Origin of the sequence: Nocardia sp. MH4, from assembly GCF_019266065.1 — a bacterium.
Taxonomy (GTDB): Bacteria; Actinomycetota; Actinomycetes; order Mycobacteriales; family Mycobacteriaceae; genus Nocardia; species Nocardia canadensis.
In genome coordinates this window covers 100,121-123,022 of record NZ_LPNR01000105.1, presented here as the reverse complement: position 1 = coordinate 123,022, position 22,902 = coordinate 100,121, and the positions used below count along the sequence as shown (strand labels likewise).

Annotated in this window: 21 protein-coding genes; 5 read left to right on the top strand and 16 right to left on the bottom strand. The window is 69.7% G+C overall.

Annotated features, from left to right (window positions below):
• From smc to ATM97_RS18460, 10 genes are all read right to left on the bottom strand, one after another.
• Positions 1-2,517: chromosome segregation protein SMC (smc, locus tag ATM97_RS18505; protein ID WP_218719277.1), on the bottom strand; the 2,517-nt coding region annotated here is incomplete at its 3' end.
• Positions 2,518-2,670: 153 nt separating this feature from the next.
• On the bottom strand, positions 2,671-3,171 hold the full coding sequence (locus ATM97_RS18500; protein WP_218719276.1) for a DUF1707 domain-containing protein: 501 nt from the start codon (positions 3,169-3,171) through the stop codon (positions 2,671-2,673).
• Positions 3,172-3,256: 85 nt separating this feature from the next.
• Positions 3,257-3,712 (bottom strand): DUF350 domain-containing protein, encoded by a 456-nt coding sequence (locus ATM97_RS18495; RefSeq protein WP_218719275.1) that lies wholly within the window; start codon positions 3,710-3,712, stop codon positions 3,257-3,259.
• Between the two features lie 35 nt (positions 3,713-3,747).
• Positions 3,748-4,911, bottom strand: a complete 1,164-nt coding sequence (locus tag ATM97_RS18490; RefSeq protein WP_218719274.1) for a glutathionylspermidine synthase family protein — start codon at positions 4,909-4,911, stop codon at positions 3,748-3,750.
• Positions 4,911-5,447: a hypothetical protein gene (locus tag ATM97_RS18485; RefSeq protein ID WP_218719290.1), complete on the bottom strand. Its 537-nt coding sequence runs from the start codon at positions 5,445-5,447 to the stop codon at positions 4,911-4,913. The genes ATM97_RS18490 and ATM97_RS18485 overlap by 1 nt, the downstream gene beginning before the upstream one ends.
• 181 nt (positions 5,448-5,628) lie before the next feature.
• The gene (locus tag ATM97_RS18480) at positions 5,629-5,910 is read right to left on the bottom strand and encodes an acylphosphatase (RefSeq protein WP_218719273.1); all 282 of its coding nucleotides are present in this window, start codon (positions 5,908-5,910) and stop codon (positions 5,629-5,631) included.
• 70 nt (positions 5,911-5,980) lie between these two features.
• Positions 5,981-6,427, bottom strand: a complete 447-nt coding sequence (locus ATM97_RS18475) for an OsmC family protein (RefSeq protein WP_218719272.1) — start codon at positions 6,425-6,427, stop codon at positions 5,981-5,983.
• Between the two features lie 91 nt (positions 6,428-6,518).
• The gene (locus ATM97_RS18470; protein ID WP_218719271.1) at positions 6,519-7,226 is read right to left on the bottom strand and encodes a response regulator; all 708 of its coding nucleotides are present in this window, start codon (positions 7,224-7,226) and stop codon (positions 6,519-6,521) included.
• Between the two features lie 59 nt (positions 7,227-7,285).
• The gene (locus ATM97_RS18465; RefSeq protein ID WP_218719270.1) at positions 7,286-9,829 is read right to left on the bottom strand and encodes a sensor histidine kinase KdpD; all 2,544 of its coding nucleotides are present in this window, start codon (positions 9,827-9,829) and stop codon (positions 7,286-7,288) included.
• Positions 9,826-9,990 (bottom strand): hypothetical protein, encoded by a 165-nt coding sequence (locus ATM97_RS18460; RefSeq protein WP_218719269.1) that lies wholly within the window; start codon positions 9,988-9,990, stop codon positions 9,826-9,828. Before ATM97_RS18460 ends, ATM97_RS18465 begins: the two co-directional genes overlap by 4 nt.
• Before the next feature lie 284 nt (positions 9,991-10,274).
• Between ATM97_RS18460 and ATM97_RS18455 the strand changes: the two genes are divergently transcribed.
• From ATM97_RS18455 to ATM97_RS18435, 5 genes are read left to right on the top strand one after another with little or no spacing between them, the layout of a single operon-like run.
• A complete protein-coding gene (locus tag ATM97_RS18455) occupies positions 10,275-10,358 on the top strand; it encodes a potassium-transporting ATPase (RefSeq protein WP_218719289.1) in 84 nt (27 codons plus the stop codon).
• Positions 10,355-10,441 carry a potassium-transporting ATPase subunit F gene (locus tag ATM97_RS35035; RefSeq protein ID WP_218719288.1) on the top strand — a complete coding sequence of 29 codons (87 nt, stop codon included), beginning with the start codon at positions 10,355-10,357 and terminating at the stop codon, positions 10,439-10,441. The genes ATM97_RS18455 and ATM97_RS35035 overlap by 4 nt, the downstream gene beginning before the upstream one ends.
• Positions 10,442-12,112 (top strand): potassium-transporting ATPase subunit KdpA, encoded by a 1,671-nt coding sequence (gene kdpA / locus ATM97_RS18445; protein ID WP_218719268.1) that lies wholly within the window; start codon positions 10,442-10,444, stop codon positions 12,110-12,112.
• A gap of 1 nt (position 12,113) precedes the next feature.
• Entirely contained in the window at positions 12,114-14,261 is a 2,148-nt protein-coding gene (kdpB, locus tag ATM97_RS18440) for a potassium-transporting ATPase subunit KdpB (RefSeq protein ID WP_218719267.1), read from the top strand.
• A gap of 1 nt (position 14,262) precedes the next feature.
• Positions 14,263-15,132: a potassium-transporting ATPase subunit C gene (locus tag ATM97_RS18435; protein WP_218719266.1), complete on the top strand. Its 870-nt coding sequence runs from the start codon at positions 14,263-14,265 to the stop codon at positions 15,130-15,132.
• A 48-nt stretch (positions 15,133-15,180) separates the two neighbouring features.
• Here the strand turns inward: ATM97_RS18435 and ATM97_RS18430 are convergent, their stop codons facing one another.
• The 6 genes from ATM97_RS18430 to mutM all read right to left on the bottom strand — a co-directional run bounded on the left by ATM97_RS18430 (position 15,181) and on the right by mutM (position 22,901).
• Entirely contained in the window at positions 15,181-17,325 is a 2,145-nt protein-coding gene (locus tag ATM97_RS18430) for a glycogen debranching N-terminal domain-containing protein (protein ID WP_218719265.1), read from the bottom strand.
• Complete coding sequence (locus ATM97_RS18425) at positions 17,322-18,491, bottom strand: glycosyltransferase family 4 protein (protein WP_218719287.1); 1,170 nt, start codon at positions 18,489-18,491, stop codon at positions 17,322-17,324. The genes ATM97_RS18430 and ATM97_RS18425 overlap by 4 nt, the downstream gene beginning before the upstream one ends.
• Before the next feature lie 284 nt (positions 18,492-18,775).
• Positions 18,776-20,260 (bottom strand): PstS family phosphate ABC transporter substrate-binding protein, encoded by a 1,485-nt coding sequence (locus tag ATM97_RS18420; protein ID WP_218719264.1) that lies wholly within the window; start codon positions 20,258-20,260, stop codon positions 18,776-18,778.
• Between the two features lie 95 nt (positions 20,261-20,355).
• Positions 20,356-21,390, bottom strand: a complete 1,035-nt coding sequence (locus ATM97_RS18415; protein WP_218719263.1) for a PHP domain-containing protein — start codon at positions 21,388-21,390, stop codon at positions 20,356-20,358.
• Positions 21,391-21,395: 5 nt separating this feature from the next.
• A complete protein-coding gene (locus ATM97_RS18410) occupies positions 21,396-21,977 on the bottom strand; it encodes a dihydrofolate reductase family protein (protein WP_218719262.1) in 582 nt (193 codons plus the stop codon).
• 63 nt (positions 21,978-22,040) lie between these two features.
• Positions 22,041-22,901 carry a bifunctional DNA-formamidopyrimidine glycosylase/DNA-(apurinic or apyrimidinic site) lyase gene (gene mutM, locus ATM97_RS18405; RefSeq protein ID WP_218719261.1) on the bottom strand — a complete coding sequence of 287 codons (861 nt, stop codon included), beginning with the start codon at positions 22,899-22,901 and terminating at the stop codon, positions 22,041-22,043.
• Between the last annotated feature and the right edge of the window lies 1 nt (position 22,902).

Sequence of the window (22,902 nt, the reverse complement as noted above, 5' to 3'; positions counted from 1 at the left end):
CTGCGCGCGTTCGGCGCGCGCCCTGGCCTCGCGTTCGGCGCGGGCGGCCCGGCGCAGCGAATCCGCCTTGCCGCGTACCGATTCCGCGCGTTCCTCGGCGGTGCGCACCGCCAACCTGGCCTCGACCTCCATGGTGCGTGCTTCGGCGAGCGCGGCCGCGGCCTCTTCGCGTTCCCGGCCCGCGGCCTCGGTGCCCGCGGCGCCGTAGCTGTCGTCGCCGCCGTCGTGTTCCATCTCGGCGTGGCGCAGGCGGTCCTCGAGCTCGGCGAGGGAGGCCAGCGACTTCTCCCGCGCGGCCTCGGCGTCGGCGCGCTGGGTCGCCAGCCGCTCCCCCTCGGTCTGCGCCGAGCGCGCGGTCTGGCCGACGCGGGCCAGCCGGTCGTAGATCGCCAGCAGCGCCTGATCGGATTCGTGCAGCGCCATCAGCGCGTGATCGGCGGCGTCCTTGCGGTCGGTCTGCTCGGCCAGCGCCCCGGCCAGTGCGGCTTCCAGTTCCTCCGCCCGGCGCTGCGCGGCCGCCAATTCGGCGGTGGCGGTGTCGATCTCGGCCTGGACCTCGAGCTGGCTCGGCATCCGCTCCGAACCGCCGACGATCCAGCCCGCGCCGGCCAGATCGCCGTCGCGGGTGACCACCCGCAGTTCCGGGCGCAGCGCGACGAGTTCGGTGGCGGTCGCCAGATCGTCGACGACCACCACGCCCGCGGTGAGCGCCGCCAGCGCGGGCCGCACCGGCTCGGCGCCGTCGACGACCTCGGCGAGCCAGCGCGCCCCCGTCGGCAGGCTGCCGCGTTCGGAGGGCACCAGCCCGGCGGTGGCGAAGACGAAGGCGACCCGGCCGCCGTCGCCGGAGCGCAGTTCGCGCACGGCGGCGTCGGCCGCGGTGGGGGTCTCGGCGGTGATCGCGTCGGCGAGCGGGCCCAGCAGCGCGGCGACCGCGGCTTCGAAACCGCTATCGACCCGCAGCTGCGCCGAGAGCCGGTCACCGAGGCCGCCGACCCCGTGTTCGAGCAGCCAGGCCGCGCCGTCCTTGCGGGCCAGGTTCATGCCGAGCGCTTCGATGCGGGCGCCGAGCCGGGCGACCAGCTTGCTCGCCTCGCGGTCCTGTTCTCGCAGTTCCCGCACGCGTTCGTCGGCCAGCGCCAGGGCGGCGACGGCGTGCTCGTGCTGGGCGTCGAGGCCCTTCTCACCGGCGTCCAGTTCGCCGAGTTCGTCCTGCACCGAGTCGTATTCGACCTGGGCGGCCTCGCCACGATGGCGGGCGTCGGCGATGGCGACCGACAGCCGGGCGATCTCGGCGTCGACCGATTGCGACTTCGTGCGCAGGTTCTCGACCTGGCCGGAGAGCCGGGCCAGCCCCTCGCGCCGGTCGGCGATCGCGCGCACGGCGGCCAGATGCGCCTGCTCGGCGGCCTTGGCCGCGTACTCGCGATCGGCGAGCGCCTCGCGGGCGGCCTCGAGCGTTTCGGTGGCCATCTCGACCGCGTAGCGCAGCTCGGCTTCCTCGGCCTCGATCCGGTCGGCCTCGGCCTCGAGCTGGTCGGGATCGCGGCCGGTGCCGACGGGCGTCTCGGTGTGCAGGTGCCTGGCCCGGTCACCGGCGATGCGGATGGTGGCGTTGACCCGCTCGGCCAGCGCGGACAGTTGGAACCAGGTCTGCGCGGCGGCCTCGGCGCTGGGACTCAGGCGCGAGAGCTGGAACTCCTGCTGCGCGAGCGCGGCATTGGCGGCGTCGAGCTCGGACTGCACGGTGATCTGCTGCTCGCGGGCGTAGGCCTCCTTGCTGAGCTGAGATTCCAGCTCGCCCCGCCGGGTCACCAGATCGTCGGCGGCCAGCCGCAACCGGGCATCGCGCAGGTCGGCCTGCACGGTCTGCGCGCGCCGGGCCACCTCGGCCTGCCTGCCGAGGGGCTTGAGCTGGCGGCGCAGTTCGGTGGTGAGGTCGGTGAGGCGGGCGAGATTGGCCTGCATCGCGTCGAGCTTGCGAACCGCCTTCTCCTTGCGGCGCCGGTGCTTGAGCACGCCCGCGGCCTCTTCGACGAACGCGCGGCGGTCCTCGGGGCGGGACTCCAGGATCGCCGAGAGCTGGCCCTGGCCCACGATGACGTGCATCTCGCGGCCGATACCGGAGTCCGACAGCAGTTCCTGCACGTCCATCAGCCGGCAGCTGCTGCCGTTGATCTCGTACTCCCCCGCGCCGTCGCGGAACATCCGCCGGGTGATCGAGACCTCGGCGTAGTCGATCGGCAGCGCCCCGTCGGAGTTGTCGATCGTCAGCGTCACCTCGGCGCGCCCGAGCGCGGCGCGACCGGTGGTCCCGGCGAAGATGACGTCCTGCATCTTGCCGCCCCGCAACGCCTTGGCACCCTGCTCACCCATCACCCAGGTGAGGGCGTCCACGACATTGGACTTACCGGACCCGTTCGGCCCGACGACGCAGGTGATGCCCGGTTCGAAGCGCAGCGTGGTCGCGGACGCGAAGGACTTGAACCCCTTCAACGTCAAGCTCTTGAGATGCAAGGCTGGCCCGCCTCTCCGCGATTCAGGCCAGACTCGAGCGCGAGAGGGACGGCGCACGCGGCTGGCGGTCGGGTATCGGGTTGCGGTAGCCCGTGCCCGACGAGTTACCCATGTGCTCGCGTGAGCTTACCCGCCGCTACCGGCCGCTCCGCGTCAGTGCGGGCGATCCGGGTTGTGCGGGTCCATGTGCTGGACGTGCTTCATCTGCTTCTGCAGCTGGCGCAGGTGGGTCTGGGTGCCCGGGGACGCTTCCCAGCCGGTGAGGACACGGAAGACCAGCACCGCGCCCCAGGGGCCGATGACCCACATCGGCCAGAAGTAGGTGAGCTCGCCCGCGCTCAACGAGATCAGACCCCAGATGACCACCACGATCAGGCTGACGCCGAGCCAGCTGCCCGCCTCGATGCGCTGCCAGACCGGGATTCGCGGACCCTTCTGCGCGGCAGGCGCGGCGGCCTGCTGCTGCGCGGTCAGCGGCGGCAGATCGGACAGCACGACGGCGAGTTCGTCGCGCGTGGCGGTCGCGTAGACCTTGGCGACGCGCTGGTCGTATTCGGTGAGATCGAGCCTGCCGTCGGCGAGATGGGTGCTCAGCTGCGCGACGATGGCGTTGCGCTCGGCGTCGGACGCGCGTGTGCTTGGGGTGATGTCCATGCCGACATCCTCTCGTTCACCAACCACAGTGGACAGCTGTTCCCAGCCTCCACCCTCCACTGTGTGATGTCAACCGCGGCGACGGTCACAGGATGGCGAACGCCACCACCAGACCCAGGGCGAAGTGCGCGGCCGCGACCACCAGCACCTCGGGGGTGTAGGTGTCGGCGTGCAGGGTACGGCCGATGTCGATGCCGGTGACCTTCTCGATCACGCGCACCGAGATCACCTGCGCGATGATGCCGACCAGGCCGTAGACGACCGCGGCGATCAGCCCTTCGGAGAGCTTGTTGACCCCGCCGGTGGCCAGCACCGCGAACACGACGATGAAGGCCATGCTGACCATCCCCGCCGCGGACACGATCAGCGCGTTCGGCTTGCCGGCCACGACCAGGTCGCGCAGCTTGCCGGGCGTGGTCAGGTCGATGGCGAAGAAGCCGATCAGCATCAGCGCGAGACCGATGAGGCAGTACAGGATGATGGCGCCGACGCCTTCACCGAGCGCGCTCCAATAACCCGATTCCAGGGCGAGGGCGGTCATCGTGGTCCTTTCGAACAGTGTTGTGTGGTCACGGGTCAGTCGACGATGCGGTGCGGGACGAAGGCGGCGCCATCGTCGGTGATCAGGCCCGCCGTCTCCCGGATGCCCAGACCCGCCGCCGTGTCGCCGACGACCCAGGCGCCCAGCACCGGGCGCATGCCGTCGAATTCCGGGAGCGGATCGAGCAATTGGTAGACGAAGCCCTCGGCGCCGTAGACGCCGCCGGTCGCGGTCTCCATGCCGGGACCGACGATGGTCATGTTGGCGCCCTCGCGACCGAGCTTGGGTTTGCGGATGTACTCGGTGAGCTCGTGCGGGCTGTCGAGGTAGGCGGGCAACAGGTTCGGGTGTCCGGGATACATCTCCCAGAGCACGGCCAGCAATGCCTTGTTGCTGAGCAGCGTGGTCCACAGCGGCTCGACCCAGGCGGTGGCGGGCAGGCTCTCGACCACGCGCTTGCCGAAGTCGTCGTCGAGGATCCACTCCCACGGGTACAGCTTGAAGACCGCCTCGATCGGCGCCTCGGCCAGATCGACGAAGCGGTTCAGCTCGGTGTCGAAGCCGACCTCCTCGATCGGCAGCGCGACCGTGTCGAAGCCCGCCTCGGCGGCGGTCTCCTGCATGTAGGCGGTGGTCACGTTGTCCTCGCCGGTCGCGTCGGCGCCCGACCAGGTGAAGTGCAGCTCGGTGCCCGGCAGCACGCCGCGCAGTGCGGTCCAGCGCTCCACCAGCTTCTCGTGCAGCGAATTCCACTGGTCGCCACCGGGGTACACCTGCTGCAGCCAGTGCCACTGGATGATCGCGGCCTCGAGCAGCGAGGTGGGGGTATCGGCGTTGTACTCGAGCAGCTTGGCCGGTCGCCGCGCGTCGTAGCGCAGGTCGAAGCGTCCGTAGACGTAGGGGTCACTGCGCCGCCAGGATTCGGCGATCGGCCCCCAGCTCCATTCGGGCAGCCCGAAATCGGCGTAGCGCTCGGTGAGGACCACGTGTTCGGCCGCGTGCAGGCACATCGACTGCAACAGCTCCACATCGGCTTCCAGCGCGAGGATCTCGTCCATCGAGAACTCGTAGTGCACCGACTCGTCCCAGTACGGACGCGGCTGACCGCTGGCATCGCGGCCGGGCGCGCCGTAGACCAGCCCTTGACTCTCGATGATCTGCTGCCAGCCCGGACGCGGCGTACTCGCCACCCGCCGCACTAGGACCCGCTCCCGCCGGTGGACTTGCTGCCGAGCCCGCCACGCTGGATCGTGGTGCCGCTCTTGGTGGTGACGGTGGCGTTGCGCGGCTTCACCGAGCTGCCGCCGCTGGGCGGCTTGCCGATGGTGGAGGTGCCGCCGTAGTGGTAGCGGTACTGCGGCCAGCCGAGCAGGATCAGGCTGCCCGCGCCACCGTGGCTGGTGTCGCTGCGGAAGTTGGTCTTGCCGTCGCCGCAGTTGTCGTCGGGGACGACGATCTCGTTGCCGTTCTGATCGATCTGCACGCACGAGGCGGTCACCTGATCCGGTGCCGCGATCGCCCGGTAGGCCAGATAGCCACCGCCGACCAGCGCGGCGACACCGACGACGGCGACGCCGCCGATCATCACCCGTTTCCTGGTGCGCCGCTTGGCTTCCGCCGCCTCGGCGGCGGCACGCTGGGCCTGTTCGGCCTGCTTGCGCGCCTTGTCCCGGGCGCGCGCCTCACCGACGGTGGGCGGGCGGGGCTGGGTGAGGCCGGGTTCCTGCCTGGCCATCCGGCCGGGCCGCGGCGCATCGGCGGACGGTCCGGGCGGCTGCTGCGGCATCGGCGGCCAGCCCGCGCCGGGATCCGGCGGCTGGTGGGGCGAGGGCCCGGAGCCACCCGCGGGCGGTTGATCGGGCGGACCAGGGTTCTGTGTGCTCACCGCTGCCGCCCCCTAGCCCCCGAAGTCACCACTAGCGCTCCTCGAATCCCGTCATGTCGCCCCGCGCGGGCTCCCAGCTTTCCACAACCAGGTCGACCCGGCCAGGTGCATCGCCGGACCGTAGCAGCTCGAGCAGCGTCGCGCCTGCCGATCGCGATCCTTCGGCGACCACGTGCACCCGTCCGTCGCGGTGATTGCGGGCATACCCGGTGAGCCCGAGTTCCAGTGCGCGCGAGCGGGTCCACCAGCGGAAACCCACCCCCTGCACCATCCCGTGCACCCAGGCGCTGAGCCGCTGCGGCGCCTCGCTCATGCCGCGTCCGATGCGCGTGATCGGGGTCGCTGCGTGGGGACACGGCGCTGCCGCCGCCGGGCCGGCCCGCTCATGCGTCGACGGCGAAGTTCAACGTCACCTTCGTGCCCGCCTTGAGCGTGCGGCCCACGGTGCACACCTTGTCGACGGCCCGCTGCACGGTGACCAGTAGTCGCTCGCGCGCGGCCTCGTCCAGCTCGGACAGGTCCAGTTCCAGGACCTCGTCGAGCTGCGGGTACAGCTCGTTCTCGCGGTCGGCGTCGCCGGAGACGCGGATGGTGGCGTCGAAGTCGTCACCGAGGCGGCGCGAGAGCGGCAGGTCCGAGCTGAGACCGGTGCAGGCGGCCAGCGCGATCTTCAGCAGCTCGCCCGGGGTGAACGCGCCTTCGACGCCCTGCGAGGCGATCAGGACCTCCGCGCCCCGATTGCTGCGTCCGGTGTAGGCCCTGGTTCCGGTGCGCTCGACCCACAGCTCGGTCGGTGCGGTGGTCACAGGTGCGTTCTGCTGCTCAGCCATGCCTTGATCCTGCCATTCGCGTCGGGGACGATGCACGCCTGGGAACGCCTGCGCGTGCGGCGGCATTCCGGCGCGTGACCCGGGGCACGCGTCACTCCTGGAAGCGGTACCCCATGCCGGCCTCGGTCAGCAGGTGCCGGGGGTTGGCCGGGTCGTCCTCGAGTTTGCGGCGCAGCTGCGCGAGATAGACCCGCAGGTAGTGGGTCTCGGTGGCGTAGGCGGGTCCCCACACCTCGCGCAGGAGTTCCTTGCGCCCCACCAGTTTTCCGCGATTGCGCACCAGCATCTCGAGCATGCCCCACTCGGTGGGCGTCAGGTGCACCGGCGCGCCCCGCTTGGTGACCTTCTTGGCGACCAGGTCGACGGTGAACGAGTCGGTGACCACCACCGGATCGACGGTGTCGACCTCGGTGGCCCCGCGCCGGACCGCGGCGCGCAGCCGGGCCAGCAGTTCGTCCATGCCGAACGGCTTGGTGACGTAGTCGTCGGCGCCCGCGTCGAGCGCTTCGACCTTGTCGGCGGAATCGGTGCGCGCCGAGAGCACCAGCACCGGCGCCGAGGTCCAGCCGCGCAACCCGGCGAGCACCTCGATGCCGTCCATATCGGGCAGGCCCAGGTCCAGGATCACGACGTCGGGCTGCCGTTCCGCGGCGGCGCGCAACGCGGCGGCACCGTTGCCCGCGGTGATGACCTCGTATCCGCGCACCGACAGGTTGATCCGCAGGGCCCGCACGATCTGCGGCTCATCGTCGACCACCAGCACCTTGGTGGCGGCCGGAGCCTGGTTCTTGTCCGTCATCACCGTTCCTGGATTGTGGCCGGGCGGCCCGGCCTGATCTGTGGCGACCGCCGATGCGGTCATCGGTCAGTCTCGTCGGGATCGGCCGCGCTGTCATCGTCCGGGACCGGCGCGGCGCCGACCCCGGACGGCAGGTCGACCAGCATGGTCAAGCCGCCGCCGGGGGTCGGTTCGGCGTGGACGTTGCCGCCCATCGCCTCCACGAAACCGCGGACCACCGACAGTCCGAGACCCACTCCGGTGGTGTTGTCCCGATCGCCGAGCCGCTGGAACGGTTCGAACAACTGCTCCTCGGTCCCCGCCGGCACACCGGGGCCGACGTCGACGACCGCGATCGACACCCGGTCCCCGTCGTGTTCGGCGGTCACCCGGACCGGCGTCTCGCGGCCGGAGTGCCGCAGCGCGTTGTCGATCAGGTTGGCCAGCACCCGTTCGAGCAGACCGCTGTCGGCGAGCACGGAGACCTCACCGACCTCCACCTTCACCCGATCCATCGCCGCGCGGCGCAGTCCACGGGTTCCCATCCCGACGCTGACCAGCGCGCGATGGACCGCCTCGTCCATGTACACCCGCCGCAGCTGCGGGGTGACGACGCCGACGGCCAGCCGCGAGGAGTCGAGCAGGTTGCCGACCAGCGCGGTCAGCTGGTCGACCGATTCCTCGATCGCCTCGAGCAGCTCACCGGTGTCCTCGGCCGAGAACTCGATATCGTCGCTGCGCAGACTGGACACGGCCGCCTTCGCCCCGGCCAGCGGGGTCCGCAGGTCGTGGCTGACCGCCGACAGCAGGGCCCGGCGCAACCGGTCGGCCTCGAGCAGCGCCGCCGCGGCGCTGGCCTCCTCGGCCAGCGCGGCCTGGCGCACCAGCCCGACCGCCTGATTGGCAACGGCGTTGAGCACCGGCCGCTCCGTGGAATTGATCCGGCGGCCCGCCAGCAGCAGATGGCTCTGCGCGTCCCCCGCCTCGATGACGGTATCGGCGTGCGACGGCCGGGTCGGCGGCTCGGTGCCCACCGAGGCGACGACATGGTCCCCGGATCGCAGGCTCACCGCGCGCTGGCCGTAGGTCTCGCGGACCTGTTCGAGCAGATTGGGCAGGTCGGCGCCGTGCAGCACGGACCCGGCGAACATCGTCAGCAGTTCGGCCTCGCGGGAAGCCTTGCGCGCCTGCAGCGTCCGCTTCGCGGCCACATCCACCAGGGCCGCGACCGCGACCGCGACGATGAGCAGCACCACCACGGTCACGAAGTTGTCCGGCTCGGCGATGGTGAAGCTGTAGCGCGGGTCGGTGAAATACCAGTTCAGCAGCAGCCCGGAGAGCAGGGCCGAGAGTCCGGCGGGTACCACGCCGCCGAACAGCGCCACCGCGACGACACCGACGAAGAACACGGCGCTGAGCCCGCCCAGCTGTAACCAGCCGTCGAGGAGCACCCCACAGATCAGGCTCACCAGCACCGGCACCACGACCGCGGCCAGCCACGCGCTGACCGGGCGCCGCGGGCGCAGCCAGTGCCTGCGCAGGCCGCGATTGGCTTCCTCGTGGGTCACCATGTGGACATCGATCTTGCCCGAGCGCTGCACCACGGTGGAGCCGATGCCCTCGTCGAGCATGCGTGCCCAGCGCGAGCGTCGTGAGGTGCCGAGCACCAGCTGAGTGGCGTTCACCTCGCGCGCGAACTCGAGCAGCGCGGTGGGCACATCGTCGCCGGTCACGGTGTGCAGCGAGGCGCCCAGACCCGCGGCGAGTTCACGCAGTTTGGCCATCCGCTCGGTCGACACACCGGCCAGCCCGTCCCCGCGCACCACGTGCACCACCACCAGGTCGGCGCTGGACTTGGACGCGATCCGGCCGGCCCGGCGCACCACGGTCTCCGATTCGGGACCGCCGGTCACCGCGACGACCACGCGCTCGCGCGCCTCCCACAGCTCGGTGATCTTGTGGTCGGCCCGGTACTTGGCCAGCGCCGCGTCCACCTGGTCGGCCAGCCACAGCAGCGCGAGTTCGCGCAACGCGGTCAGGTTGCCGGGGCGGAAGTAGTTGCGCAGCGCCGCGTCGACCTTGTCGGCGGCGTACACATTGCCGTGGGAAAGCCTGCGCCGCAACGCCTCCGGCGTCAGGTCGACGAGCTCTACCTGGTCCGCGGTGCGGACGACGGCATCGGGCACCGTCTCGCGCTGCTCGATACCGGTGATCTGCTGGACCACGTCGTTGAGACTCTCGAGGTGCTGCACATTGACCGTCGAGATGACATCGATGCCCGCGTCGAGCAACTGCTCCACATCCTGCCAGCGCTTCTCGTGCACGCTGCCCGGCGCGTTCGTGTGCGCCAACTCGTCGACGAGCACCACCGCGGGCCGGCGAGCCAGCACGGCGTCGACGTCGAGCTCGGGCAGCTGCGTCCCCCGGTACTCGATCAGTTTCGCCGGAATCCGCTCGATGCCATCGAGCAGTTCGGCGGTCTTCTTCCGGCCGTGCGTCTCCACGACGGCCGCGACCACATCGCGGCCGCGTTCCAGCCGCCGATGCGCCTCGCCGAGCATGGCGTAGGTCTTGCCGACGCCCGGCGCCGCACCGAGGTAGATGCGCAGCTGTCCGCGTTTCACCTGTCCATCATCGCGGGTCGACGCGCCGGGGCCTGCGGGCGCACCGGCAACACACCGACGGTCACCATCGGCGCGTGTGAGGTGTTGAGCCGGCCGAGCACCCGGATCAGCAGCAGCGATGCGACGAAACCGAAGATCACCGCAAGGGTCACAACAGACACCGCGATCTCTCTTTCCGTGAACACAGGGGCCGACGGTGCCCTTCGCCCGCCGGTGCACACCCTTTGTAGTCGCGCGAGTACGGCCTGATCTCGATCTTTACGGTGTGTTGACGGCTATCGACCCTGCCTTGACGGCATCCTCACACCCTTCCCCGGGCGACGCGTCAACATTCCGCAAAGGCCGTGCCGCCCGGCGCTAAGGAGTCGTAAGGAAACCACGCCGAGCCCTGATCCGGCGTTTCACTCACCTAGGCGCTTCACCTCGGAGCGCAAGGAGGTTGGAAATGTCTGTCGTGGTGTTCACGGTGCTCACCGTGGCGATCTTCGCGCTGCTGGGCGTGGTCCAGCGGGGGGTGGAGAAGCTGTGATCGCGAACCTTGTCGGTCTGGTTCTGGCCGTCCTCGTCGCCGTGTACATGGTCGCGGCGCTGCTCTTTCCCGAGAGGTTCTAGGTGAACACGACAACAGCGGGGATCGCCTTCGTGGCGGCCCTGGTCATCACGCTGGCCCTGGTGCATGTGCCGCTCGGCGACTACATGTACCGGGTCTACAGCAGCGACAAGCACTCCCGCGCCGAGCGGCTGATCTACCGTGCCATCGGCGCGAAACCCGAGGTCGAGCAGACCTGGCCGGTCTATGCCCGCAGTGTGCTGGCATTCTCGGCGGTGAGCATCCTGTTCCTGTTCTTCTTCCAGCTGGTGCAGGGCGCGCTGCCGCTGCATCTGAACGACCCCGGCACCGCGATGACCCCGGCGCTGGCCTGGAACACCGCCGTCAGCTTCGTCACCAACACGAACTGGCAGAACTACTCCGGCGAGTCGACCCAGGGCCACCTCGTGCAGATGGCCGGGCTGGCGGTGCAGAACTTCGTCTCCGCGGCCGTCGGCATGGCGGTGGCGATCGCGCTGGTGCGCGGCTTCGCCCGCCGCCACACCGGTGAGCTCGGCAACTTCTGGGTCGACCTGGTACGCGGCACCCTGCGGATCCTGCTGCCGATCGCGTTCGTCTTCGCGATCGTGCTGATCGCCGGCGGTGTCATCCAGAACTTCCACGTGCACGATCAGGTCGCCCAGACCCTCGGCGGCGCCGAGCAGACGCTGACCGGCGGCCCGGTCGCGAGCCAGGAAGTCATCAAGGAACTCGGCACCAACGGCGGCGGCTTCTACAACGCCAACGCGGCGCATCCGTTCGAGAACGCGAGCACCTGGACGAATTTCCTGGAGATCTTCCTGCTGATGGTGATCGCGTTCTCGCTGCCGCGCACATTCGGCCGGATGGTCGGCAGCACCAAGCAGGGCTACGCGATCGTCGCGGTGATGGGCACCATCGCGCTCACCAGCATCACGCTGACCAACCTGTTCCAGCTCCAGCACCACGGCACGGTGCCGACCGCGATCGGCGCGTCCATGGAGGGCGTGGAAACCCGTTTCGGCGTGGCGAATTCGGCGACCTTCGCCGGCGCGACCACCCTCACCTCGACCGGCGCGGTGAACTCGTTCCACGATTCCTACACCAGCCTCGGCGGCCTGATGACGATGTTCAACATGCAACTGGGCGAGGTCGCGCCCGGCGGTGTCGGCTCCGGTCTCTACGGCATGCTGATCCTCGCCGTGATCACGGTGTTCGTGGCGGGCCTGATGGTCGGCCGCACGCCGGAGTACCTCGGCAAGAAGATCACGCCGCGCGAGATCAAGCTGGCCGCTTCCTATTTCCTGGTGAGTCCGCTGATCGTGCTGATCGGCACCGCGATCGCGATGGCACTGCCCGGCCAGCGGGCCGGCATGCTCAACAGCGGCCCGCACGGCCTCTCGGAAGTGCTCTACGCCTTCACCTCCGCGGCCAACAACAACGGTTCCGCCTTCGCCGGACTCACCGGCAACACCGAGTGGTTCAACACCGCGCTCGGCCTGGCCATGGTGTTCGGGCGGTTCCTGCCGATCATCTTCGTCCTGGCGCTGGCCGGTTCGCTGGCCCAGCAGGGCACCACTCCCGCGTCGATCGGCACGCTGCCGACGCACCGGCCGCAGTTCGTCGGCATGGTCGTCGGTGTGACGGTGATCCTGGTCGCGCTCACCTTCCTGCCCGCCCTCGCGCTCGGGCCGCTCGCCGAAGGAATTCACTGAGATGACAAGTCCTACCCTCGAAACACCGGCCGCGCCGCGGCCCGAACACCGGACCAAGGGCGTACAGAAGGGCGTCCTGGATCCGAAGCTGCTGCTCACTTCCCTGCCGGACGCACTGCGCAAACTCGATCCGCGCACGCTGTGGAAGAACCCCGTCATGCTGATCGTCGAGATCGGCGCGGCGTGGTCGACCATCCTGGCGATCGCCGATCCGAGCTTCTTCGCCTGGGCGATCGCGGTGTGGCTGTGGCTCACCGTGGTCTTCGCCAACCTGGCCGAGGCCGTCGCGGAGGGCCGCGGCAAGGCCCAGGCCGACACGCTGCGCAAGGCCAAGACCGACACCGTCGCGCGCAGGCTGGCCGACTGGACCCCCGGTGGCCGCATCATCGAGGAACGGGTCGCCGCGACCGAACTGCGCCGCGGTGACGTCGTCGTGGTCGAGGCCGGTCAGGTCATCCCCGGTGACGGTGACGTCGTCGAAGGCATCGCCTCGGTCGACGAATCGGCCATCACCGGCGAATCCGCCCCGGTCATCCGCGAATCCGGCGGTGACCGGTCGGCCGTCACCGGCGGCACCACGGTGCTCTCGGACCGGATCGTCGTGCGGATCACCCAGGAGCCCGGCGCCAGCTTCATCGACAAGATGATCGCGCTCGTCGAAGGCGCCAGCCGCCAGAAGACCCCGAACGAGATCGCGCTCAACATCCTGCTGGCCGCGCTCACGATCATCTTCGTCTTCGCGGTCACCACGCTGCAGCCGCTGGCGATCTTCGCCAAGTCGAACAACCCCGGCGTGCCGGATACTTCGGCGCTGGACGCGCACGGCATCACCGGCATCGTGATGGTCTCGTTGCTGGTCTGCCTCATCCCGACCACCATCGGCGCGCTGCTCTCGGCCATCGGCATCGCCGGGATGGACCGCCTCGTGCAGCGCAATGTGCTGGCCATGTCGGGTCGCGCGGTCGAAGCGGCGGGCGATGTGAACACGCTGCTGCTCGACAAGACCGGCACCATCACCCTCGGCAACCGGCAGGCGGCCGCATTCGTCCCGATGCCGGGCATTCTCGACGACGAACTCGCCGACGCCGCCCAGCTGTCGAGCCTGGCCGACGAGACGCCGGAGGGGCGGTCGATCGTCGTGTTCGCCAAGCAGACGTTCGACAAGCGGGAACGTTCCGCGGGCGAGCTGCCCGGTGCCACCTGGGTGGAGTTCACCGCGCAGACCCGCATGTCGGGTGTCGACCTCGCCGATGGGCACCAGCTGCGCAAGGGGGCAGCGGGTGCGGTGATCGAATGGGTTCGGGCCCAGGGTGGTTCGGTCCCCAGCGACGCCACGGCGATCGTCGACGGCATCTCGGCCTCGGGCGGCACGCCGCTGGTGGTCGGTGAGGTCAAGGACGGCACCCCGCGGCTGCTCGGGGTCATCCATCTCAAGGACGTCGTCAAGCAGGGCATGCGGGAACGCTTCGACGAGATGCGCCGCATGGGCATTCGCACGGTGATGATCACCGGCGACAACCCGCTCACCGCGAAGGCGATCGCCGACGAAGCGGGGGTGGACGACTTCCTCGCCGAAGCGACGCCGGAGGACAAGCTCGCCCTGATCAAGAAGGAGCAGGACGGCGGCCGCCTGGTCGCGATGACCGGCGACGGCACCAACGACGCTCCCGCGCTGGCCCAGGCCGACGTGGGCGTGGCGATGAACACCGGCACCTCGGCCGCCAAAGAGGCGGGCAACATGGTCGATCTGGATTCGGACCCGACCAAACTGATCGAGATCGTGGAGATCGGCAAGCAGCTGCTGATCACCCGCGGCGCGCTCACCACGTTCTCCATCGCCAATGACATCGCCAAGTACTTCGCGATCATTCCCGCGTTGTTCGTGGCACTGTTCCCCGGCCTGGACGCGCTGAACATCATGCGCCTGGCCAGCCCGCAGTCGGCGATCCTGTCCGCGGTCATCTTCAACGCGATCATCATCGTGGCGCTCATCCCGCTGGCGCTGCGCGGTGTCGACTACCGGCCGAGCGATGCCTCGACCCTGTTGAGCCGCAACCTGACGATCTACGGCCTGGGCGGCATCATCGCGCCGTTCCTCGGCATCAAGATCATCGACCTGCTCGTCCAACTCCTCCCCGGGATGTCCTGAAATGCGTATGTCAACCTGGATCCGCCAGCACCTGGCCGCCCTGCGCGCCCTGCTCGTGCTGACCGCGATCACCGGAATCGTGTACCCCGTCGCGGTTTTCGCGGTCGCGCAACTGCCGGGACTCCACGACAATGCCGACGGCTCACTGATCGAGCGGGACGGAAAGCTGGTGGGCTCCAGCCTGATCGGGCAGTCGTTCACCGACGCCGACGGCAAGGCCATGGTGCAGTACTTCCAGAGCCGCCCGTCGGCCGCGGGAGACGGCTACGACCCGCTGGCCACCGCCGCGAGCAATCTGGGTCCCGAGGACATCGTCGACACCGCCGCCCGCACCAGCCTGCTCACCACCGTGTGCACCCGATCGAAGGAGGTCGGCGACCGTGAGGGGGTCGACGGCGCCCGCCAGTTCTGCACGAAAGACGGTGTCGGCGCGGTGCTCTCGGTGATCGGTCCGCGCGATGCCGACGGCGATGTGTCGCGACCGGTGCAGGTCGTCAGCGTCAACGAGCTCTGCCCGGCGCGGCCGTTCCTGGCCACGTTCCGCGGCGTCACCGTGGAATGCGCGCAGGAAGGCGAGGACTACTCGGTCGGCCGGATCATCCCGGTCCTCGGCGACGCCCCGGCCGAAGCGGCGGTCCCCGCCGACGCGGTCACCGCGAGCGGCAGCGGCCTGGACCCGCACATCTCCCCCGCGTACGCGGCCATCCAGGTCGAGCGGGTGGCGAAGGCGCGCGGCCTCACCGGCGATCAGGTGCGTGATCTGGTCGCGGCGCACACCGCCGGGCGCACGCTCGGGTTCCTCGGCGAGCCCCGGGTGAATGTCGTCGAGCTCAATCTCGCTCTGGACGAACGGTTTCCCGTCCGCGGCTGAGTCCTGAGCAGGGGCCGGATCCACCACGGGTCCGGCCCCTGTGCCGTCCTAGGACTGCTCGTCGGTGATCAGCGCCCATCCTTCGGGCAAGCCGGTCACGGTCACCGCCGACCCGCAGACCTCGACATCGACGGTGACGTCACCGAGCCGGAACTCCGAGAGCCGCACACACCCCCACGCCTGCGGCACCTGCGGCCGCACGGTCAGGGTCTTGGCGGGCACATCGGGGTCGAGCCCGAGGAACGAGCGCACCAGCAGCAGCGGCGCGGCACTGGCCCACGCCTGCGGCGAACACGAGGTGGGATAGGGCACCGGCGACGCGAAGCGGGCACGCGGGAAACCGCAGAACAACTCGGGCAGCCTGCCGTCGAACGCGGCAGCGGCGTCGAGCAATCCGGCCGACAGCTTCGTCGCCAATGCCACCGCGCCCGGCACGTGCTGGTACCGCATCAACCCGGCGACCGCGATCGCCGTGTCGTGCGGCCACACCGAACCGCAGTGATAACTCATCGGGTTGTAGGCGCCCATGGTCGAGGCCAGCGTGCGGAGACCGAACCCCGAATCCATCTCGGCCTTGGCCAGATTCGCGATCAGGCTCTCGGCGTGTTCGTCAGTGGCGATCCCCGACCACAGGCAGTGGGCCGCGTTGCTGGTGAGCGCGTCGACCTGCCGCTTGCTGCCGTCCAGGGCCACCGCGTACCAACCACACTGAGGTAGCCAGAACTGCTCGGCGAACTTGGTTCGTAGCTCGGCGGCCCGCTCGCGCATCCGCGTCGCCATCGCGGGATCGTCGAACTGATCGGCCAGCTCCGCCCGGGCCAGATACGCCGCGTACACGTACCCCTGCACCTCGCACAGCGCGATCGGGGCCTGCGCGATATGCCCCGCGGCGTCGTTGATCCCGTCGAAGCTGTCCTTCCAGCCCTGGTTGATCAGCCCGCGATCGGTGGCGCGCACGTACTCGACGAACCCGTCGTCGTCGCGGTCGCCGAAATCGGTGATCCAGCCGATCGCGGCATCGGCCGCGGGCAGCAGGGTCGCGATCGAGGCCGGGTCGGCGCCCCAGCGCAGGCACTCGGCCAGCAGCATCACGAACAGCGGTGTGGCGTCGACGGTGCCGTAGTAGATCTGCCCGCCGAGCACCTGACCAACCGAGGGGCCGCGCCGCATCTCGTGCATGATCCGGCCCGGTTCCTCCTCCACCAGCGGATCGACCGTCTGGCCCTGCAATTCGGCCAGCTGCTGCAGCGTGCCCAGGGCCAGGTCGGTCTCCAGCGGCAGCGACATCCATGCCGTGAGCAGCGAGTCCCGGCCGAACAGCGTCATGAACCAGGGCGCGCCCGCGGCGACGAACGGTCTGCCCGTGCCGGAATCGGTGTGGATCTGCAACGCGCCCAGGTCGCTCTCGGTGCGGCGCAGGATCTGGTTGAGCAACCCGGAATCGGCGCTGATGTCGGTGGCGGTGGCCCGCCAGGCCTGGATCTTGCGTACCGGTTCGCTGGCCCGGTAGCGCTCACCGGGGGTGCCCTGGGTCTGCGGGCGCTGCGCGGCACCCGCCGGTTGCGCGGTGATCTCGGTCTGCCAGCGGCCACCCGCGGGCACGACGACGCGCCAGATCATGGTGCCGGGCAGCACCATCGGCTCGACCGTCGAGGTGAGCGCGAGCCCGCGCGACAGGTCGGCCCGGTCGTGCAGCAGCAGTTCGCCGTCGGAGGTCGTCATCTCCGCGCGGCGCCCGCCCATCCGGCCTTCCTTCACCGAGAACAGGTCGACGAAATCGGCGTCGACGTGCAGTTCGAGCACCACCGCCGTGGCCTCGCGGCTCATGTTCTCCAGGGTGATCAGCTCGTGCATGCCCTCGGCGACGAGCCGGTCGCGCACGACCAGCAGGGTGCTGTCGGCACGACCTTGCTGCGGCGGCCTGCGCAGCACGAACCGCCCTGCGAAGGCCTCCGGGCTGAGGACCGACAGCGGCTCCGGCCGCTTACCGTCGATCATCAGCTCCCAGCGCGAGATCACCCGCGCGTCACGGAAGAACAGACCCTGCGGCTTGCCGGGCTCGATGTCACCGAGCCGATCGGACAGGCAGAAGGTGCCGCCTTCGACCAGGGTGACGTTGCCGCCGTTGCCGCCGAGCCCCGCGGGTTCCCCCGCGTTGAGCGGGCTCGGCGACGACGCGTTGTTCAGGCTCATCCGCGCCCACTCACCGCCGCCCCGACCGGTATCGGCATCGTGAAGGCGTTGCCGTAGCCGATCGTGGTGCGGGCCAGCAGTTGCCGGTACACCTGCTCATAGCCGCCACCGAGGGTGTCGGCGCCGAAATTCGCTTCCACGTGCGCCCGGCAGGCTGCCGGATCGAACGTCGCGACCTCGGCGATGGCGGCGGGCAGTTCGTTCGGTTCCTCGCAGATGCGCCCGGTGACACCGTCGACCACGACCTCGGCCACGGCACCACCGCGCAACGCGACCACCGGCGTTCCGCAGACCATCGACTCGATCATCACCATGCCGAACGGCTCCTCCCAGCGAATGGGGAACAGCAGACACCGTGCTCCGGACAACAGTTTACGCTTGGCCGCCGCGTCGGCGAGGCCGAACACATGATCGGCGTCGGTCAGCCGCGGTCGCACGTATTCCTCGAAATAGGCCTTCTCCGGCGGCTCGGAACACTTGCCCGCCAGGATGAGCGGGATGCCCGCCGCGTGCGCGGCGTCGAGTGCCAGATGCGGGCCCTTGTCCATGGTGAAGCGGCCGAGGAACAGCGCGTAGTCCTGCTTCTCGGTCACGAACGGCCACTGGTCCGGCCGCAGCGCGTTGTGCACCCGGCCCGCCCACGGCAGTTCGGGCGCGAGTTCGCGCTGCCGGTCGCTGATCGCGACGAGCGAGCATTCCTCGCCCAATTCGCGGTAGTAGCGGTAGCAGTCGTCCTGCACCGGCCCGTGCACGGTGACCACCGTCGGCAGGCCCAGATTGGCGTACGCCGGGGCGTTGAGCGGGCCGGCGAAGGTGTGATCGTGCACCAGGTCGATGCCTTGGGTCTCGGCCAGACGCTCGATCGCGCGGCGCACGCGGAGCGCGTGCACCACCTCGGGGAACGGATCACCGAGTCGTTCCGGGACGATCCGGTCCCACAGCGGGACGAAATCCGCCTTGGTACCCGGCTCGCCCGCGCCGAACAGGGTGACGTGATGGCCGCGCTCACACAGCGAGTCGACCAGATCGGCGACTACGGCCTCGACGCCGCCGTAGGCCTTCGGGGGGACGTCGAAATACGGTGGAACCACCATCGCGATCCGCAGTGGGCCGCCGTTGTGCTCGATCGAATAGAGATCGGACGTGGAGAGCCCGGTCGGCGACATTGCCGACGTATCTGCACTCATGACCTTCCTTCCAGGGACACAACCTCGCAACACTTGCGCGAACAAGAGATGGCCGCCTCGGCGGGGGTGGAGACGAGAGCTTCACCGCCGTCCATGGGGCATGGTTGGCCTGGCCAGACGGGGAGCACACCACGCGGGTGCCCGGCTGAACAGAGGGGCCGTAGTGGAACGTACCCCGCTACCGGGGAGTAAACCAGCGGGTTGCTGGCAAATCGTGTCGGCGAATGCCCAACGAGACAGGAGATTACGCCGTCAGAGGCGGTCTACGGCGTACAGAATTTCGGTTCGACCGGGTCGACGCACGGGATGTTGCCGAACTCGGTCATGGTGAGCCTGGCCTTACCCCGCGTCAGATAGTCCAAGAACTGCGCGACCAGCGAATCACCGGCGATCGGACCGTGCGTGTAGGCGTACTCCACGCCCGTGAACCGGTAGGCACCGGACCGGATGGTCTCGGGCGTCGGGCTCACCCCGTCGATCGCGACCGCCCTGGTCTCCGCCCCGACCGCCGAGGTCTCCAGATATCCCACCGCGCCAGGGATTTTGGCAACAAACGTAGCCACTTCGTCGGTGACGTCGACCTCGCACTGCTCGCCGCCCGCGGCCATGCCGATGCAGCTGGTGTAGCGGAACACCTTGCGGTTGTCCTCGAGCAGCCGCGATTCCAGTGCCCGACGAGTGCCCGAGCCCGCGGTCCGGTCGATCAGGACCACCGGCAGATCGGGACCGCCGATCTGGCTCCAGTTCTTGATGTTTCCCCGGTACAGGTCCCGGATCTGCTGGGTCGAGAGGTCTTTCAGGCCGACGCCCGGGTGCACGACCAACGAGAACGACCCACGTGCCAGCGGTAGCTCGGTGAGCGCCTCGAACGAGGTGCCCTTGGCGCCGTCGCCGATCGCGAGCAGGTCCGGGGTCGGACCCGCCTTGGTGATCGTGCGCAGACCGGGTTCGGTCCCAGCGAAATCGAAGCTGAATCGCGCTCCGGTGCAGGTCTTCTCGTAGTTGTGCGCGGCCTTGCGGATCATCGGGGCCATCGCGGTGGAACCGACGACGCGCAACTCACCCGCGGCGCAGTCGCGCGGCGGCGGATCACCGCGCAGCACGGTGGCCAGCAACTGCACCATCACCACCAGGGCGAGGAACACGCTCAGGCCGAGCAGCGCGGGCTCGCGGCCGGAGCGGCTGGTGGTCTCGACGAACCGGCCGCCCTTGAGGCCGCCCGCCTTGGTCACCACCTTCGCCGCGTTGATGTCCTGCGGATCGGGCGTCGGACCCGCCAGCACCGCCAGCACCTTGTAGTGCTCACCGCGCTCGAGCCGTTCGCTCGGCAGCACGATCCGCGCGGCATTGTCGGCGCCCACGCTGGAGGCCAGCTCGCGCAGGGCGTCGCTGAGCGCGGTGACCGACTGCCCGGTCCGGGTGACCCGCTCGGTGACCTCGAGCGCCCGGATCGTGTGGTGCGGGAACAGCAGTCGCGGGCTCTCCCCGGCGTAGTCGTCGGCCTCGATCACCGTGGAGCCGTAGTTCTCGATGCGGATCAGCACCACCGACACCGGCTCCGCCGCCGAGTTGCCCCCGGTGGCCCCGCCGTGGGGGTCGGCGAGCTGGACCCGGCTGGCCGGGGTGTTCATCTGCACGCGGTAGCCGAGGCGCTTGCGACCGACGAAGACGAACTCCCGCAGGAACGCGGCCGTCGCCACGAACAGACCGAGTGCCGACAGCACGATTTCGATCGGGAACTCGCCCATCGGCTCCCCTCCCCCACACCCCGGATTCCTGTAACCGACTGTCTATCAGGTCGATCCGCCACCGCGGCGTCCGGCGCCGGTTGTTCGGCGAGTCTTCATCCGGTGGTCGTCGCGCACCAGCTCAGCAGCTCGTCGACCGCCCAGGTGTTGATCACCCGCTCGGCGGGGACGCCGTGGGCCAGCGCGCGCTCGCACCCGTACCCCTGCCACGCCAACTGGCCGGGGGCGTGGGCGTCGGTGTCGATACTGAAATGGCAGCCCATCTCGACGGCGAGGTCGATCAACCGCCCGGGCGGGTCACGGCGTTCGGGGCGGCTGTTGATCTCGACGGCGGTGCCGTACTTGCGGCAGGCCTCGAAGACGAGTTCGGCGTCGAAGCTGGACTCGGGGCGGGTGCCGCGACCGCCTTCGACGAGCCGGCCGGTGCAGTGGCCGAGGACGTCGACATTCGGGTTCGCCACGGCGTAGACCATGCGCTTTGTCATAGTGGCGCTGTCGTCGCGCAGATGTGAATGCACGCTGGCGACAACGATATCGAGGCGTTCCAACAGCTCGGCGCGCTGGTCGAGGGTGCCGTCGTCGAGGATGTCGACCTCGATGCCGGTGAGGATGCGAAACGGCGCCAGCTGCTCCTGGAGGCCGGCGATCACGTCGAGCTGGCGCAGCAGACGGTCGGCGGACAGACCGTTGGCGACCTTGAGCCGCGGCGAGTGATCGGTCAACGCACAGTATTCGTGGCCGAGCGCGGCGGCCACGCCCATCATCTCCGCGATCGGGCTACCGCCGTCGGACCAGTCCGAATGGGTGTGCAGGTCACCGCGCAGCAGGGTGCGCAGCGGATCACCGGCCGGGGCGATGGGGCGGGCGGCCCCGCGCAGCTCGGCCAGGTAGTCGGGAACCGCACCGGCGCAGGCCTGTTCGATGACGGCGGCGGTCTTGGGGCCGATGCCGGGCAGGTCCCGCCAGCTGTGCTCGCTCGCGCGGGTCGCCCGCTCGGACTCCGAGAGTTCGTCGACGACGTCGGCGGCACGGCGATACGCCTTCACCCGATGGGTCTCGGCGCGCGATCGCTCGAGCCAGAAACCGATCTCGCGCAGCGCCGCCACCGGACCCGGACCCGCCGCCGTCATCGGCGCTACCCGATCCGGCCGTACTTGAGGAAGGCGACACCGTCGGCGTACACGCGACTGGTGATCACCCGGAAGCGTTCCGGCTCGGGCAGTTTCGCGCCACCGCCGAACAGCGGACGGCCGGTGCCGAGCACCACCGGATGCAGCTTGAGGAACACCTGGTCGATCTCGGGCAGCAGCGTCTGCGCCAGCTCACCGCCGCCGCACAGCCAGATTCCCAGCCCCGACTCCCGTTTGAGCTCGCGCACGGCGGCGATCGGGTCGGCGGTGATCAGCTCGACCCCGGGCGCCGGCGGCTCGGGCAGCGTCGTGGACACCACGAACTGGCGCAGGTGCTCGTAGGGGCTGGCGGTGCCGGTGCGCACCCCGAAGTCATGGGTCTTGCGGCCCATGATCACGGTGTCGAAGTAGACATTGCCCGCCGCGATGCCGCGTGCCTCGCGCACCTTGGTCGGCAGGGTCTCGGGATACTGCGAGATGATCGCGGGCCCGTGGTCGCCGCCCACCGGGAAGAAGTCCAGGGTCCCGTCCTCGGCGGCGATGAATCCGTCGATCGTCGATGCCACGAAATAGGTCAGCTTGCGCATAACGTCCTCCTGCACGGACCCGGTCCGATACGACCTGTCAGGAGAAACGGTAGCGTGCCCGGATCAGCGGCGGCGAGGCTTCCGCTGACACTTCGGGCAGGAAAACGACGAGCGATTCATGAATTGTTCGCGGATCAGCAGCGCGCCACACCGGTCACACGGCTCGTTCGCACGGCCGTAAGCGGCCAGCGACCGGGAGAAATAGCCGGATTCGCCGTTCACGTTCACATACAGCGCGTCGAAGGAGGTACCGCCGACGGCCAGCGCCTCGTTCATGACCGCGCCGACGCCCTCGAGCAGCCGGCGCACCACCGGCCGGGTGAGCTCGGCGGCCACCCGGGTACCGTGCAGACCGGCCCGCCACAGCGCCTCGTCGGCGTAGATGTTGCCGATGCCCGACACCACGGTCTGATCGAGCAGCACCCGCTTGATCTCGGTGTTCTTGGCCCGGATCGCCGCGACCACGGCCTCGGCGTCGAAGCGCGGATCCAGCGGATCGCGGGCGATGTGGGCGACGGAGTCCGGGACCACGGTGCCGTCGACCTCGACGAGATCGGCCAGCGCCCAGCCGCCGAAGGTGCGCTGGTCGACGAACCGCAGCTCACTGCCGTCCCCGAGGACGGCGCGGATGTGGGCGTGCTTCTCGACCGGGGCGTCCGCGGGCTGAACGAGCATCTGCCCGCTCATGCCCAGATGGACGACCAAGGCGGTGTCCGGCTCGTCGAAGGTGAGCCACAGGTACTTGCCGCGGCGCTGCGCGCCCTCGATCTTCAGACCGGTGAGCCGGGCCGCCAGATCGGCGCCGCCCGCCACGTGCCTGCGCACGGCCCGGGGGTGGGTGACGGTGACGGCATCGATCGCCCGGCCGACCGCGTGATCGGCCAAACCGCGCCGCACCACCTCGACTTCGGGCAGTTCGGGCACG

Excerpts from the sequence above, each read along its gene's own strand:
- ATM97_RS18500 (WP_218719276.1), bottom strand. The coding sequence starts at position 3,171 with ATGGACATCACCCCAAGCACACGCGCGTCCGACGCCGAGCGCAACGCC.
- ATM97_RS18495 (WP_218719275.1), bottom strand. The coding sequence starts at position 3,712 with ATGACCGCCCTCGCCCTGGAATCGGGTTATTGGAGCGCGCTCGGTGAA.
- ATM97_RS18485 (WP_218719290.1), bottom strand. The coding sequence starts at position 5,447 with ATGGCCAGGCAGGAACCCGGCCTCACCCAGCCCCGCCCGCCCACCGTC.
- ATM97_RS18480 (WP_218719273.1), bottom strand. The coding sequence starts at position 5,910 with ATGAGCGAGGCGCCGCAGCGGCTCAGCGCCTGGGTGCACGGGATGGTG.
- ATM97_RS18475 (WP_218719272.1), bottom strand. The coding sequence starts at position 6,427 with ATGGCTGAGCAGCAGAACGCACCTGTGACCACCGCACCGACCGAGCTG.
- ATM97_RS18470 (WP_218719271.1), bottom strand. The coding sequence starts at position 7,226 with ATGACGGACAAGAACCAGGCTCCGGCCGCCACCAAGGTGCTGGTGGTC.
- ATM97_RS18455 (WP_218719289.1), top strand. The coding sequence starts at position 10,275 with ATGTCTGTCGTGGTGTTCACGGTGCTCACCGTGGCGATCTTCGCGCTG.
- kdpB (WP_218719267.1), top strand. The coding sequence starts at position 12,114 with ATGACAAGTCCTACCCTCGAAACACCGGCCGCGCCGCGGCCCGAACAC.
- ATM97_RS18435 (WP_218719266.1), top strand. The coding sequence starts at position 14,263 with ATGCGTATGTCAACCTGGATCCGCCAGCACCTGGCCGCCCTGCGCGCC.
- ATM97_RS18430 (WP_218719265.1), bottom strand. The coding sequence starts at position 17,325 with ATGAGCCTGAACAACGCGTCGTCGCCGAGCCCGCTCAACGCGGGGGAA.
- ATM97_RS18425 (WP_218719287.1), bottom strand. The coding sequence starts at position 18,491 with ATGTCGCCGACCGGGCTCTCCACGTCCGATCTCTATTCGATCGAGCAC.
- ATM97_RS18420 (WP_218719264.1), bottom strand. The coding sequence starts at position 20,260 with ATGGGCGAGTTCCCGATCGAAATCGTGCTGTCGGCACTCGGTCTGTTC.
- ATM97_RS18415 (WP_218719263.1), bottom strand. The coding sequence starts at position 21,390 with ATGACGGCGGCGGGTCCGGGTCCGGTGGCGGCGCTGCGCGAGATCGGT.
- ATM97_RS18410 (WP_218719262.1), bottom strand. The coding sequence starts at position 21,977 with ATGCGCAAGCTGACCTATTTCGTGGCATCGACGATCGACGGATTCATC.